Origin of the sequence: Streptomyces prunicolor NBRC 13075 (assembly GCF_000367365.1) — a bacterium.
GTDB classification, from domain to species: Bacteria; Actinomycetota; Actinomycetes; order Streptomycetales; family Streptomycetaceae; genus Streptomyces; species Streptomyces prunicolor.
Map to the genome: position 1 here is coordinate 85,597 of NZ_BARF01000074.1, position 14,421 is coordinate 100,017.

The window sequence follows — 14,421 nt, forward strand, 5'->3', positions numbered from 1 at the left end:
AACGGCCTCCGGCTTCGAACTCCACCAGCTTCTTCCGACTTCGACCGGCGCCAACTCCCTTCACACCTAAGGAACATGACCCACCCCATCTCCTGAGAGGAGCGTCACCGTGCCTCCCACCGATGTGAACGCCGACACCGCGACTGTCCCCGGCTCCGCCCCCAGCCCCACCGCTAGTGCGAGCCAGATTCCAGATGCGGACGGAGAGGACACCCTCGAGCTCCGCCTGCCCGAGGAGTTCATCGCGCTCTGCGCCGAGGCGGACGCTGCCGATGCGGCTGACGCGGTAGCCCACCGCGCGGCAGCTCACGACGCGACAGACCACCACGCATCCGCCCCGGATCCTGCCGCCTCCGACGAGGCCGACACCATCGGTCGCCGGAACCCAGCGGAGCGCGCGGAAGGCCCGGCCCAGCCCAGCTTCGCGCTCCCGCCCAGCCCCGCGCTCCCACCCAACTCCGACTCCGAGGCCCTGCCCGCCTTGGGTATCTCGCCCAACTCCTATATCCCGCCCGGCGACGACCTCCTCGACCACGTCGGCGACTGGGGGCCGACCCACACACCCGCAGGCACCTTCCACCTCCTCCCCGTCCGCATCGAACGCGACCTTCCACTGATCAACCGCTGGATGAACGACCCTGCTGTCGCGGAGTTCTGGGAACTGGCCGGACCTCAGGCGCTGACCGAGGACCACCTGCACGCCCAACTCTCCGGCGACGGACGCAGCGTTCCCTGTCTCGGCGTGCTGGACGGCACCCCGATGAGCTACTGGGAGATCTACCGGGCGGACCTCGACCCCTTGGCCCGCCACTACCCCGCCCGACCGCACGACACCGGCATCCACCTCCTCATCGGTGACGTCACAGACCGAGCACGAGGGCTGGGCGGCGCTCTCCTCCGAGCCGTCGCCGATCTCGTCCTCGACAAGCGCTCCACCTGCGCCCGCATCGTCGCGGAACCCGACATTCGCAACACCCCTTCCGTGTCCGCTTTCCTGAGCGCCGGTTTCCGGTTCTCCGCCGAGGTCGACCTGCCCGGCAAGCGGGCCGCTCTCATGGTCCGAGACCGTTCCTTGCGCGATCTGCTGTAGCGCCACGTGGCAGCGCCATCACTTTTGGTACACCGCTCGGCCCGATCCGGTTCCCACTCGCTCGAATCGGATTTCGGCGGTCGTCGGACCGACCTTCACGCCCCGACCGACTGGCCCCGCCGACCGAACCCACCGACTAGTCCCACCGACCGAACCCACCCCACCCCCAACTGACTCCACCCAAATCCGACCGGATCCCCGAACAATCCGAGCCCCCGCGGAGCCCCCGAACCAGCCCGAGCCGCCGAATCGATCGGCCCCACCTCAACAACCCACCCTCAACAACCCACGCCCACCTCGAACCAACCCAGCCGCCGACCGAGCAAACCAATCTCCACCGAAACCAAATCGACCTGATCCCCACCAACCCCGATCGCCACCCGAATAAAAAGAACCCCCATCCCAAAGCCCCCGGTCTTGATCCGCCCCCTCCCTCCAGCCTTGATCGCCCGGTTGTCAGTCCTGCCCCGTAGGGTGGTCGGGCTATGACGAAGCCCTCACTCCCCGAACTCCTGCATGCTGCCGTCACTGCCGTTGGCGGTTCGGAGCGCCCCGGCCAGGTGACCATGGCCGAAGCCGTCGCGGAGGCGATCGACGACGGCTCCCATTTGCTGGTCCAGGCCGGCACCGGCACCGGCAAGTCGCTCGGCTACCTTGTGCCCGCGCTCGCGCACGGGGAGCGTGTGGTCGTAGCGACCGCCACCCTCGCGCTCCAGCGCCAGCTCGTGGAGCGCGACCTGCCGCGCACGGTCGACGCGCTGCATCCCCTGCTGCGCCGCCGCCCTCAGTACGCGATGCTCAAGGGCAGGTCGAACTACCTGTGTCTGCACCGGCTCCACGAGGGCATGCCGCAGGACGAGGAGGAGGGCCTCTTCGACCAGTTCGAGGCGGCCGCCCCCACCAGCAAGCTGGGTCAGGACCTGCTGCGGCTGCGCGACTGGACGGACGAGACCGAGACCGGCGATCGCGACGACCTCACACCCGGAGTCTCCGACCGCGCGTGGGCGCAGATTTCGGTGTCCTCCCGCGAGTGCCTGGGCGCCCAGAAGTGCGCTTACGGAGCGGAGTGTTTCGCAGAGGCGGCCCGCGAGCGCGCCAAGCTCGCCGATGTCGTCGTCACGAACCACGCACTGCTCGCGATCGACGCCATCGAGGGCGCCCCCGTCCTCCCGCAGCACGAGGTGCTGATCGTCGACGAGGCCCATGAACTGGTCTCCCGAGTCACCGGAGTTGCCACCGGCGAGCTCACCCCCGGCCAGGTCAACCGCGCGGTGCGCCGCGCCGCGAAGCTGGCCAACGAGAAGGCCGCCGACCAGCTCCAGACCGCCGCCGAGGGCTTCGAGCGGCTGATGGAGCTCGCCCTGCCGGGCCGCCTGGAGGAGATCCCGGAGGACCTCGGTTACGCCCTCATGGCGCTGCGCGACGCCTGCCGTACGGTGATCTCTGCGATCGGCGCCACCCGCGATAAGTCCGTGCAGGACGAGGACGCGGTCCGCAAGCAGGCGCTGGCCTCCGTGGAGTCCGTCCACGACGTGGCGGAGCGCATCACCAACGGCTCCGAGTGGGACGTCGTCTGGTATGAACGCCACGACCGCTTCGGCGCCTCCCTGCGCGTCGCCCCCATGTCCGTGTCGGGCCTGCTGAGGGAAAAGCTCTTCACGGACCGCTCGGTGACGCTGACCTCCGCGACGCTGAAGCTCGGCGGCGACTTCAACGGCGTAGGCGCCTCCCTGGGGCTCGCCCCCGAGGGCACCGCCGGCGACGACCTGCCGCAGTGGAAGGGCGTCGACGTGGGCTCACCCTTCGACTACCCGAAGCAGGGCATCCTGTACGTCGCCAAGCACCTCGCGCGCCCCGCGCGGGACGGCGATCGCGCCGACATGCTGGACGAGTTGACGGAGCTGATCCAGGCGGCCGGCGGTCGCACCCTCGGCCTCTTCTCCTCGATGCGGGGCGCCCAACTCGCCGCCGAGGAACTGCGCTCCCGCATCCCCGAGTACCCGATCCTCCTCCAGGGCGAGGAGACGCTCGGCGAGTTGATCAAGAACTTCGCGGCCGACCCGAAGACCTGTCTCTTCGGGACGCTGTCGCTCTGGCAGGGCGTCGACGTCCCCGGAGCCAGCTGTCAGCTGGTCGTCATGGACAAGATCCCGTTCCCGCGCCCGGACGACCCGCTGATGAGTGCCCGCCAGAAGGCAGTTGAGGACGCCGGGGGCAACGGCTTCATGGCGGTGGCCGCCACGCACGCGGCACTCCTCATGGCCCAGGGCGCCGGCCGTCTCGTCCGCGCGTCGGGAGACAGGGGTGTGGTCGCCGTTCTCGATCAGCGGCTCGCCACCGCCCGATACGGCAGCTATCTCAAGGCGTCACTGCCCGACTTCTGGTACACGACGGACCGTAACCAGGCCCGGAGGTCGCTGGCCGCGATCGACGCGAAGGCGAAGCAGGAGGAAGCCGAAGCGGAGTGATCCGGGGCGGTGTTGGCCCGGTGCGCCGGGTCAACACTGGATCGACGACAGGCGCTAGATCGGCGCCCGGCCGCCACCGGGATCGGGACAGCACAGGACCCCGGAACCGGCGCAGGGGTCCCGGGGTCCGGTCAGGGGGCCGGGCCGATGAGGCCCGCCCGCCGCAGCCGTCACACGCGCCGCAGCACTGCCACCACCTTGCCGAGGATCGTCGCGTCGTCGCCGGGGATCGGCTCGTAGGCCGAGTTGTGCGGGAGGAGCCAGACGTGGCCGTCCTCGCGCTTGAAGCGCTTGACGGTGGCCTCGCCCTCCAGCATGGCGGCCACGATGTCGCCGTTCTCGGCGACCGGCTGGCGGCGCACGGTGACCCAGTCGCCGTCACAGATCGCGGCCTCGATCATCGAGTCACCGACGACCTTGAGGACGAACAGCTCACCGTCACCGACCAGTTGGCGGGGGAGGGGGAAGACGTCCTCGACCGACTCCTCGGCGAGGATCGGGCCACCGGCGGCGATCCGGCCGACCAGCGGGACGTACGACGCGGCCGGTTTGCCCGCGGTGTCCGTGGGCTGCACCGACGAGGACTGGTCCGAGCCGCGGACCTCGTACGCGCGCGGGCGGTGCGGGTCGCGGCGCAGGAAGCCCTTGCGCTCCAGTGCCATCAGCTGGTGTGCGACCGAGGATGTGCTGGACAGGCCCACGGCCTGGCCGATCTCGCGCATCGACGGCGGGTAGCCCCGTCGCTGCACCGAGTCCCTGATGACCTCGATCACCCGGCGCTGCCGATCCGTGAGCCCGGAGCTGTCCGCCCGGATACCGGGAGGTCGGCCCGGCAGGGAGCGCTTGTGTCCCTCGGGATTCGCGGCTTCGTTCATTGCATGCACCGGCTCGAGTCGGCCCTGGGAGCGATCCTGGGCAGTGATGGTGGCACTGTCTGCGGTGGTGGTCACGTCGGCCCCTCTCGATGGTCTCCCTGCTGGACAACGGTAGTTGCTTTCGAAAGGTTGCGCCAAACACACGTTCGAGTGAAAAAGTGCAGATAGCCTGTTGCGATCACGCGTCTGGGTGTATGGCTAACGCGGCACCTGGCGGACAAAAGGGCCCTTTGTTGTGCTCTTCGCCGCCGGGGCGGTGGCCTCGTGGGTTGTCGCCTCAGTCTGCCACCCGGTGTCCCGGCGGTCAGGGGCCGGTCCCGTTCTGTGCGGGAGCCCCACGCCTCCTCCGTGCCGCGCTCACGGTATCTCCGTAAGTGGCCTGGCGGTACGGCTGTGCGCCCGCGTGTTCGGGGTGGCGGGACGGTCGTATGGCACATGCCAATACCGGTGCGACACGCGCGTGTGGCGTGTTTGTGTGAGCCAATCACCACATCTAGTGGTTGGATTGCGGCAGCAGCCCAGAAGTTGTGGTCCCCCGGGTCTCCAGAGTCTCGGTCATCGCCTATGCTTGGGGCTGCTTCGAGAGGCCCAAGGGGTCTCACGAGGCTATTGAGTCTGCTGTGAGGGAGGGTTGGAGACCATGCACTGCCCCTTCTGCAGGCACCCCGACAGCCGTGTCGTCGACAGCCGTACGACCGACGACGGCACGTCGATCCGCCGGCGCCGCCAGTGCCCTGACTGCTCCCGTCGTTTCACGACCGTGGAGACGTGCTCGCTCATGGTGGTCAAGCGGTCCGGAGTCACCGAGCCTTTCAGTCGTACCAAGGTCATCAACGGTGTGCGCAAGGCATGCCAGGGACGGCCTGTCACCGAGGACGCACTCGCTCAGCTCGGCCAGCGGGTCGAAGAGGCGGTGCGGGCCACCGGAAGTGCCGAACTGACCACCCATGACGTCGGGCTGGCCATACTCGGCCCGTTGCAGGAACTCGACCTCGTCGCCTATCTGCGATTCGCCTCCGTCTACCGGGCGTTCAACTCGCTCGAGGACTTCGAGGCCGCGATCGTGGAGCTGCGCGAAGTGACCCCAGGCCCCGCCGCGGACGACGAAGACGCGGTATCGGGGAGCCAGGAAGACGACGGCGGGACCGGAGGGACTCTTCAGGTCCCCGTGCCCGCCCACTCCGCCGACTGACTGACGGGCCGGAACCGGGTGGAGACCCCGGGTCCGGCCGGGCGGCGGTGAATCAGGACTTGTTGCGGGGCCATGAGCTGTGGGCGCCCGCGGCATCAGACAAACACTCTGCCACGGGAACATCGTGGCATTTTCGGGCGTTTTTGCCTGTAGAGGGAGGCGGCATGACAGAGACGGCGAGCGGTCCGGCACGAGGTTCCCGCGCGAAGGGAACCAAGACCACCAAGGGACTGCGCATCGAGCGTATTCACACCACCCCCGGCGTGCATCCGTACGACGAGGTGGAGTGGGAGCGTCGTGACGTCGTCATGACCAACTGGCGCGACGGCTCGGTCAATTTCGAGCAGCGTGGCGTCGAGTTCCCCGCCGAATGGGCGGTGAACGCGGTCAACATCGTCACCAGCAAGTACTTCCGCGGTGCCGTGGGCACCCCGCAGCGCGAGGTGAGCCTCAAGCAGCTCATCGACCGCATCGTGAAGACGTATCGGAAGGCCGGCGAGGACCACAAGTACTTCGCCTCGCCCGCCGACGCCGAGATCTTCGAGCACGAGCTGGCGTACGCCCTCCTGCACCAGGTCTTCAGCTTCAACAGCCCTGTCTGGTTCAACGTCGGGACCCCGCAGCCCCAGCAGGTCTCGGCCTGCTTCATCCTGGCCGTCGACGACTCCATGGAGTCGATCCTCGACTGGTACAAGGAAGAGGGCATGATCTTCAAGGGCGGCTCTGGCGCCGGCCTGAACCTCTCCCGCATCCGCTCCTCCAAGGAGCTGCTCTCCTCCGGTGGCAACGCTTCCGGACCGGTCTCCTTCATGCGCGGCGCCGACGCCTCCGCGGGAACCATCAAGTCCGGTGGCGCCACCCGCCGCGCGGCCAAGATGGTCATCCTGGACGTCGACCACCCCGACATCGAGGACTTCATCCAGACCAAGGTCAAGGAAGAAGAGAAGATCCGCGCCCTGCGTGACGCGGGCTTCGACATGGACCTGGGCGGCGACGACATCACGTCGGTGCAGTACCAGAACGCCAACAACTCGGTCCGCGTGAACGACACGTTCATGAAGGCCGTGGAGAACGGCGACAAGTTCGGCCTGACGTCCCGCATGACCGGCGAGGTCATCGAGGAGGTCGACGCCAAGGAGCTCTTCCGCAAGATGGCCGAGGCCGCCTGGGCCTGCGCCGACCCGGGCATCCAGTACGACGACACCATCAACCAGTGGCACACGTGCCCGGAGTCCGGCCGTATCAACGGCTCGAACCCGTGCAGCGAGTACATGCACCTGGACAACACGTCCTGCAACCTCGCCTCGCTGAACCTGATGAAGTTCCTCAAGGACGACGGCAAGGGCCTCCAGTCCTTCGAGGTCGAGCGCTTCGCCAAGGTCGTCGAGCTCGTCATCACCGCGATGGACATCTCCATCTGCTTCGCCGACTTCCCGACGCAGAAGATCGGTGAGAACACGCGCGCGTTCCGCCAACTCGGCATCGGCTACGCCAACCTCGGCGCCCTGCTGATGGCGACCGGCCACGCGTACGACTCCGACGGCGGCCGTGCCCTCGCCGGTGCCATCACCTCCCTGATGACCGGCACCTCGTACAAGCGCTCCGCCGAACTCGCCGCGGTCGTCGGCCCGTACGACGGCTACGCCCGCAACGAGCAGCCGCACCTGCGCGTCATGAAGCAGCACGCCGACGCCAACGCCGTGGCCCCGCGCGCGGACGACCTGGACACGCCCATCTGGGCCGCGGCCACGGAGTCCTGGCAGGACGTGCTGCGCCTCGGCGAGAAGAACGGTTTCCGTAACTCGCAGGCGTCCGTCATCGCGCCGACCGGCACCATCGGTCTCGCGATGTCCTGCGACACCACCGGACTTGAGCCCGACCTCGCCCTGGTCAAGTTCAAGAAGCTGGTCGGCGGCGGCTCGATGCAGATCGTCAACGGCACCGTCCCGCAGGCCCTGCGTCGCATGGGCTACCAGGAGGAGCAGATCGAGGCGATCGTCGCCCACATCGCCGACAACGGCAATGTGATCGACGCCCCGGGGCTCAAGCAGGAGCACTACGAGGTGTTCGACTGCGCCATGGGCGAGCGCTCCATCTCCGCGATGGGTCATGTCCGCATGATGGCCGCCATCCAGCCCTGGATCTCCGGCGCGCTCTCCAAGACGGTCAACCTGCCGGAGACGGCGACCGTCGAGGACGTCGAAGAGGTCTACTTCGAGGCGTGGAAGCTGGGCGTCAAGGCGCTCGCGATCTACCGCGACAACTGCAAGGTCGGCCAGCCCCTCTCCGCCAAGACCAAGGAGAAGGAGAAGATCGAGGTCACCGCCAAGGCCGAGGAGACCATCCGTACCGCGGTCGAGAAGGTCGTCGAGTACCGCCCCGTCCGCAAGCGCCTCCCCAAGGGCCGCCCGGGCATCACGACCTCCTTCACGGTCGGCGGCGCCGAGGGTTACATGACCGCCAACTCCTACCCGGACGACGGTCTCGGTGAGGTCTTCCTGAAGATGTCGAAGCAGGGCTCGACCCTCGCGGGCATGATGGACGCCTTCTCGATCGCCGTCTCCGTAGGCCTGCAGTACGGCGTGCCCCTGGAGACGTACGTCTCCAAGTTCACGAACATGCGCTTCGAGCCGGCCGGCATGACGGACGACCCGGACGTGCGGATGGCGCAGTCGATCGTCGACTACATCTTCCGCCGCCTGGCGCTCGACTTCCTGCCCTTCGAGACGCGCTCCGCGCTCGGCATCCACTCCGCCGAGGAGCGCCAGCGTCACCTGGAGACCGGTTCGTACGAGCCATCCATCGACGATGTCGAGGTCGACGTAGAGGGCCTGGCCCAGTCGGCGCCGCGCGCCCAGGAGTTGAAGGCCGTGGCCGCGCCGAAGGCCGTGGTCGAGGCGGCCAAGCCCGCTCCGCAGCAGGCGCACACCAGCGCCGAGCTGGTGGAGATGCAGCTGGGCATCCAGGCCGACGCCCCACTCTGCTTCTCCTGCGGTACGAAGATGCAGCGGGCCGGTTCCTGCTACATCTGCGAGGGGTGCGGCTCGACCAGCGGCTGCAGCTGATCAACTGTAGCTGCTTGAAGTGAACTAGCTGGTCAGGGCGGCGGAGTCGGTATCAGGACTCCGCCGCCCTCAGCATGTCCCGGCCCACGGCGAATCCGGTTTCCCAGCGGAACGATCAGCGGTTAATCTCCCTCGACGCGCATAGCGTGCGCACAGGGGAGGGTGGGGGCATGGTCGACGATTCCGTCGAACCCGAAAGAGGTATCAGGGCGGGGGCCCAGGCAGTCGCGGCGGTGGTGGTGGTCGGTGGTGTCGTGGGCGGTATGTGGGGACTTGGGGGAGTCCTGCCGAAGACGACGTCACGAGACAGCGCACCGGCGACCTGCTCGGCGAGCGCGGACAACGCCCTGCCGGCGAAGTACGTCTCGCCGACGGCGCTCTGTACGGCGCTGAACCGCACGGACCTTCCGGCGCTGCTGGGGACTCCGGACGAACACGCGGAGACCGCGTCGGGCAGCGCGGGCTGGATGACGCTCGCCGGCGGCACCAAGATCGCCAGCCCCGAGGCCGACGTAGACCTGACGACCTACTCCGTGCGGCTGTCGGCGTCCTACGACGACGTTCCCGTCGCACAGGCGGCCCGGTACGTGGACTCCAGCTCGGAGGTGAAGATGGTCCTGGGGCACCCGGCCGTTCTCTACTCGGACCAGACCATCGCGATCAGCTTCAACCTCGGCGGCGGGAAGGCCAGTACGGGCCCTGGGGGCATCGCCCGCAGCTTGCTGGTCTCCACGACCGCGAAGGATGGCGGCGACTCCTTCGAGATATCCATCTGGCGTCAGGACGACGTGCCGCCCGATGACGAGGCGCTGTTCCGCATCGCCGAGGAGGTGCTGCCGACGGTCCCGGGCTGGACCGCCGGCTGACGCGCCGTCCCGATGGGCTCAGGGCTGCTGTGGCCTGCCCATCGTCCTGGTGAAGGTCGCGGGGTCGTCCTCGAAGCCCCGGATGCCGGGATGGAAGTCCCAGCTTCCGGAGTCGTCCCGGACGAACTCCCCGACCGTCGCCGCCGTAGCGCCGAGGACGTCACCGAAGTCGTCCTCGGTGAGGATGGTGTACCCCTCGCGGATGCGCAGCTTCGGGTTGAGGACATTGACGAACGTGCGGTGGGTGACCCGCTGTTGGATGACGACACCGACCACCACGCGCGCGTACCGGTCGGCGAGCCGGTCGAGCTCCAGCGTCATGACCTCGTCCCAGCCGAAGCCCTTGCCGTCCTTGCTGTCCCGGTTGAGATAGATGGTGCCGTCGGGCGAGCGGCTGTCGAAGTGCACCGCGTACGCGGGAGCGCCGTACAGATCGCCCGCCACATACGTGGTGGCGACGATGTCCAGATCGACGGGCGGCTGCCCGGTGGGACTCGGATCCCACTGGAGCCCGACTTCGGCCTTGCGGATCCCCTTGTTGAGGCCGTTCACCACGGTTCCCCTTCCCCGTTCGCCTCGATCGCGCGCCCCAACTACTGGGCGATCAGCGTGCGTTGTCCATCGTGCCACGCGCGCGGGGGCGCATGCGCCGACGATCTCAGCCGGAGCGTGACCGGGGCCACGCTCCGTGGCCTTACGATGGCGCGGTGCTGGTCAAGTGGATTCGCTGCACCGTGATGGACCGCCGCGGCTTCGAGCGCGGGCAGCGAAAGTGGGCGGGGCTTCTGGGGGAGCCGGGATTTCGGGGACAGGGGGGAGGCTGGAGCAGAGCGCGGCCAAGGGTGGCACACATTTTCGCGTTCTGGGAAAGCCGTGCCTTCTACGACTCCTTCATGGCCCGATCCCACGACCGGCTGGCGTCGGCCCAGGCGGGCACCTTCAAGGATGCGCAGGTCAAGCTGTTCGATCACCGCTTCGACGTGAAGACCGGCTTCGAACCGCGCTTCACCGACGCCGACCTGGTGCGGGTGGCCCTGTGCCGTGTCCACGAGGAGCGCGCCGAGCACTTCACGCTGATGCAGGAGAAGGTCTGGAACCCGGCGATGGCCGGTTCCCCCGGCATGCTCCGCGGGCTGTTCGGCGAGGCCCCGGAACACGAGTTCATGGTGCTGTCGATGTGGCACTCGGCCGCAGAGCACGGCAAGTACCGCTCCGAGCGGGTGGAGCGGCTCGCACTGCGGGCCCAGATCGAGGCGGACGTCGTGTCCCTCACGGGGGACATCGTGCAACTGGAACCGTCTTGGACGGTTTGAAATCCGAACTGACGTCGTCGGCGTCGCGATGTGTGAATCGTGCGTCCCTATGTGGCTCATCGGGCACAATTCGTGTGACCTACGCCGTATGGAGCCCGTACGAGTGCTCGATATCCCGTCACTCGATCTAGGGTTTTGGCATGGCACGACCACGGCGCATCGTCCTTGTCCGGCACGGCGAGTCAACGGGCAATGTTGATGACACCGTCTACGAGCGTGAACCCGACCATTCTCTGGCGCTGACCGACCAGGGCTGGCGGCAGGCGGAGGAGACCGGAAAGCGGTTGCGGGAGGTGTTCGGCCGCGAGCGCATCAGCGTGTACGTCTCCCCGTACCGCCGCACGCACGAGACCTTCCGCGCCTTCCATCTCGATCCCGACCTCGTCCGCGTACGCGAGGAACCCCGGCTGCGCGAACAGGACTGGGGGAACTGGCAGGACCGCGACGACGTACGCCTCCAGAAGGCGTACCGGGACGCGTACGGGCACTTCTTCTACCGCTTCGCGCAGGGCGAGTCCGGCGCCGACGTCTACGACCGGGTGGGCGGCTTCCTGGAGAGCCTGTACCGCAGTTTCGAGGCCCCCGACCACCCGCCGAACGTGCTCCTGGTGACGCACGGCCTGGCGATGCGGTTGTTCTGCATGCGCTGGTTCCACTGGACGGTCGCCGAGTTCGAGTCGCTGTCGAATCCGGGGAACGCCGAGATGCGGATGCTCGTTCTGGGAGACGACGGCAGGTACGCGCTGGACCGGCCGTTCGACAGCTGGCGAGACCCGAAACCGTACGGGATCACCGGATAGAGTTGCCGACCGATGATCCCTGACTCCTCTTCCGACACTCCCGACCCTTCTGTTTCTCTTACCTCTGCCAGCTCGCCCGATGTGCGCCTGGACCGCGCCCTGGCGAGCTTGCGTGGACTCGCCGTGGGCGACGCGCTGGGCTCACAGTTCTTCGTCCCCGTTAACTACCCGCTGCTCAAGCGCCGCGAACTACCCCCAGGGCCTTGGCAGTGGACGGACGACACAGAGATGGCCTGCTCCGTAGTAGCCGTCCTGGCAGCTCACCACCGCATCGACCAGGACGCCCTGGCGCACTCCTTCGCGGAACACCACGACTTCGACCGCGGCTACGGCCCCGCCGTCAACCGGCTGTTGCGCCTCGTCCGCGAGGGCGGCGACTGGCGTGAACTGTCCGCCGCGCTCTTCAACGGACAGGGGTCATGGGGCAACGGCGCGGCGATGCGCATCGCACCCCTGGGCGCCTGGTACGCGGACGACCCCGAACAGGCGACCCACCAGGCGGAGATCTCCGCCTACCCGACGCACCAGCACCGTGAGGCCGTGGTCGGTGCCATGGCCGTCGCCGCGGCCGCCGCGCTGGCCGCGGCCCCCGGTGGTCCGCCCGGCCCCGGAGAACTCCTCGACGGCGTCATCGCACTCGTACCGAAGAGCGCCGTCGGAGCGGGCCTGCGGCGCGCCCGGGACATGCTCGACTACGCCGATCCGGGCACCGTCGCGGCCGTACTGGGCTGTGGACGCCGTACGTCCGCTCACGACACGGTCCCCTTCGCGCTCTGGTCGGCGGCGCGCGGCCTCGGCGACTACGAGGGGGCGTTCTGGGCCACCTCCCAGGTCGGCGGGGATGTGGACACCAACTGCGCCATCGTGGGCGGTGTGATCGCCGGTGGGAAGGCGGGGACGCCGCCCGCCGGGTGGGTGGGGCAGACGGAGGCGCTGCCGGGCTGGGTTCCGACGTCCGTCTGACGTCTTCGACTGCTCACCCGGGCGGTACCGCCCGCACGCGCTGAAACTCTCTGTGCTTGCCGGGAACTCTCCGTGACCGACCGGCCGTTGTCCTGGTAGCTGCTGTGTGGCACATGAGTCCGCACGGGCAGACAGGACACGACAGTTGCAGGGGGGCGAGGTATGAGGATTTCGTCGGCGACTCTCGGCCGGGCCCTGATCGGGCCCGGCCGGTCAGCCGATCCCCGGACCCGCCGTGCCCGCGAGGGCCTCGAGGTCGCTCTTGCGGACCCGGATCACCAACCAGGCGGTGACCAGGGCGAGTACGGCCATCGCGGCGGCCGGGATGAAGGCCGTCGAGATTCCGTGCGCGAGCACCTCGTGCCCCCACGGCGCCGGCAGTTGGTGCGTCTTGGAGAAGGTCTCCTTCTGCTCCGCCGATCCGTCGGCCAGGAACTTCGGCAGCTGCTTCTTCGCCTCGTCCTTGCCGGCCGAGCCGAACACCGTCGTGAGGATGGACAGACCGAGCGAACCGCCCACCTGCTGCATGGTGTTGAGCAGCGCGGACGCCGCGCCCGCCTCGTGCTGGGCGACACCGGAGACGGCGGTTACCGTCAGCGTGACGAAGTTCAGACCCATCCCGAAGCCGAACACCAGCATCGGGCCGAGCACCCCACCGGCGTACGAACTGTCCGAGCTGATCAGGGTCTGCCAGGTCAGCCCGATGACCGCGAGAGCCGAGCCGACGAGCATGAACGGCCGTGGCCCGAACGTCGGCAGGAACCGTTGGGACAGTCCCGCGCCGGCCGCGATCACGACGGTCACCGGCAGGAAGGCGAGACCGGCCTGGATCGGGGTGTACCCCAGCACGTTCTGCACGAAGAGCACGATGTAGAAGAACATGCCGAACATCGCGGCGGCCAGGCTCAGCATGATCACGTAGGTGCCCGAGCGATTGCGGTCGGCGAACATCCTGAGCGGGGTGATCGGTTCCTTCGCCCGGTTCTCGGTGATCACGAAGGCCAGCAGCAGGACGGCGGCCGCGGCGAAGGATCCGATGGTCAGGCTGTCGCGCCAACCCTGGTCCGCCGCGCGGATGAAGCCGTACACGAGCGACGCCATGCCCGCCGTCGAGGTCAGCGCGCCCGTGATGTCGAAGCGGCCGGTGTGCCGTTCGGACTCGCTGATGTACAGCGGCGTGAGGACGGCGATCAGCAGGCCGATCGGCAGGTTGACGAAGAACACCCAGCGCCAGTCGAGCCACTCGGTGAGCATGCCGCCCGCGAGCAGGCCGATCGCGCCACCGCCCGCCGAGACCGCGGCGAAGACTCCGAACGCCCTGTTCCGCTCCGGGCCTTCGGGGAACGTGGTGGTGATGAGCGCCAGCGAGGTGGGCGACGCGATCGCGCCACCCACGCCCTGCAGGACGCGTGCGGCCAGCAACTGCCAGGGCTCCTGGGCGAGGCCGCCGAGCAGCGACGCGAAGGTGAAGAGCAGGATGCCGGTCATGAACACCCGGCGTCGGCCGAGGATGTCGCCGGCCCGGCCGCCGAGAAGCAGCAGGCCGCCAAAGGTCAGCGTGTAGGCGCTGACGACCCATGTGAGGTCGGTGGTGCTGAAGCTGAGCGCGGCTTGAATGTGCGGAAGGGCGATGTTCACAATCGTCGCGTCGAGTACGACCATGAGTTGGCAGGCCGCGATGACCGCGAGTGCGATGCCGGGATGTCCCTCCCGGCGGGCCGCTCCTGGTTTTGGGTCCTTCATCAACTGAGAGGTTGTCACTATGGGTCCCCCACAAGTGTGTTAGTGA

General features: G+C 68.2%; 11 protein-coding genes. 8 read left to right on the forward strand and 3 right to left on the reverse strand.

Translation table 11 applies throughout. The features are described 5' to 3' along the window. The first annotated feature begins 109 nt into the window (after positions 1-109). Together SPR02S_RS31385 and SPR02S_RS31390 are read left to right on the forward strand one after the other, a co-directional pair. Positions 110-1,090 carry a GNAT family N-acetyltransferase gene (locus tag SPR02S_RS31385; protein ID WP_052347081.1) on the forward strand — a complete coding sequence of 327 codons (981 nt, stop codon included), beginning with the start codon at positions 110-112 and terminating at the stop codon, positions 1,088-1,090. A gap of 485 nt (positions 1,091-1,575) precedes the next feature. Further along, entirely contained in the window at positions 1,576-3,558 is a 1,983-nt protein-coding gene (locus tag SPR02S_RS31390; protein WP_019060993.1) for an ATP-dependent DNA helicase, read from the forward strand. 170 nt (positions 3,559-3,728) lie between these two features. Here SPR02S_RS31390 and lexA read toward each other — a convergent pair whose 3' ends face one another. After that, positions 3,729-4,508 (reverse strand): transcriptional repressor LexA, encoded by a 780-nt coding sequence (gene lexA, locus SPR02S_RS31395; RefSeq protein ID WP_026151025.1) that lies wholly within the window; start codon positions 4,506-4,508, stop codon positions 3,729-3,731. Positions 4,509-5,073: 565 nt separating this feature from the next. Here lexA and nrdR point away from each other — a divergent pair. The 3 genes from nrdR to SPR02S_RS31410 all read left to right on the forward strand — a co-directional run bounded on the left by nrdR (position 5,074) and on the right by SPR02S_RS31410 (position 9,556). Beyond that, positions 5,074-5,625: a transcriptional regulator NrdR gene (gene nrdR / locus SPR02S_RS31400; RefSeq protein WP_019060995.1), complete on the forward strand. Its 552-nt coding sequence runs from the start codon at positions 5,074-5,076 to the stop codon at positions 5,623-5,625. 164 nt (positions 5,626-5,789) lie between these two features. Further along, on the forward strand, positions 5,790-8,690 hold the full coding sequence (locus SPR02S_RS31405) for a vitamin B12-dependent ribonucleotide reductase (RefSeq protein WP_019060996.1): 2,901 nt from the start codon (positions 5,790-5,792) through the stop codon (positions 8,688-8,690). Positions 8,691-8,860: 170 nt separating this feature from the next. Beyond that, entirely contained in the window at positions 8,861-9,556 is a 696-nt protein-coding gene (locus SPR02S_RS31410) for a DUF6215 domain-containing protein (protein ID WP_019060997.1), read from the forward strand. Between the two features lie 18 nt (positions 9,557-9,574). Here SPR02S_RS31410 and SPR02S_RS31415 read toward each other — a convergent pair whose 3' ends face one another. Then, positions 9,575-10,108 (reverse strand): TerD family protein, encoded by a 534-nt coding sequence (locus SPR02S_RS31415; RefSeq protein ID WP_043258621.1) that lies wholly within the window; start codon positions 10,106-10,108, stop codon positions 9,575-9,577. Positions 10,109-10,263: 155 nt separating this feature from the next. Here SPR02S_RS31415 and SPR02S_RS56705 point away from each other — a divergent pair, with 155 nt between their 5' ends. The 3 genes from SPR02S_RS56705 to SPR02S_RS31430 all read left to right on the forward strand — a co-directional run bounded on the left by SPR02S_RS56705 (position 10,264) and on the right by SPR02S_RS31430 (position 12,632). Then, positions 10,264-10,869: a YdbC family protein gene (locus SPR02S_RS56705; RefSeq protein WP_043258608.1), complete on the forward strand. Its 606-nt coding sequence runs from the start codon at positions 10,264-10,266 to the stop codon at positions 10,867-10,869. A gap of 140 nt (positions 10,870-11,009) precedes the next feature. Next, on the forward strand, positions 11,010-11,669 hold the full coding sequence (locus SPR02S_RS31425; protein WP_019061000.1) for a histidine phosphatase family protein: 660 nt from the start codon (positions 11,010-11,012) through the stop codon (positions 11,667-11,669). A gap of 12 nt (positions 11,670-11,681) precedes the next feature. Beyond that, positions 11,682-12,632 (forward strand): ADP-ribosylglycohydrolase family protein, encoded by a 951-nt coding sequence (locus tag SPR02S_RS31430; RefSeq protein WP_052347082.1) that lies wholly within the window; start codon positions 11,682-11,684, stop codon positions 12,630-12,632. Between the two features lie 213 nt (positions 12,633-12,845). Here the strand turns inward: SPR02S_RS31430 and SPR02S_RS31435 are convergent, their stop codons facing one another. Continuing rightward, a complete protein-coding gene (locus SPR02S_RS31435) occupies positions 12,846-14,393 on the reverse strand; it encodes an MFS transporter (protein ID WP_026151027.1) in 1,548 nt (515 codons plus the stop codon). Positions 14,394-14,421: the final 28 nt, after the last annotated feature.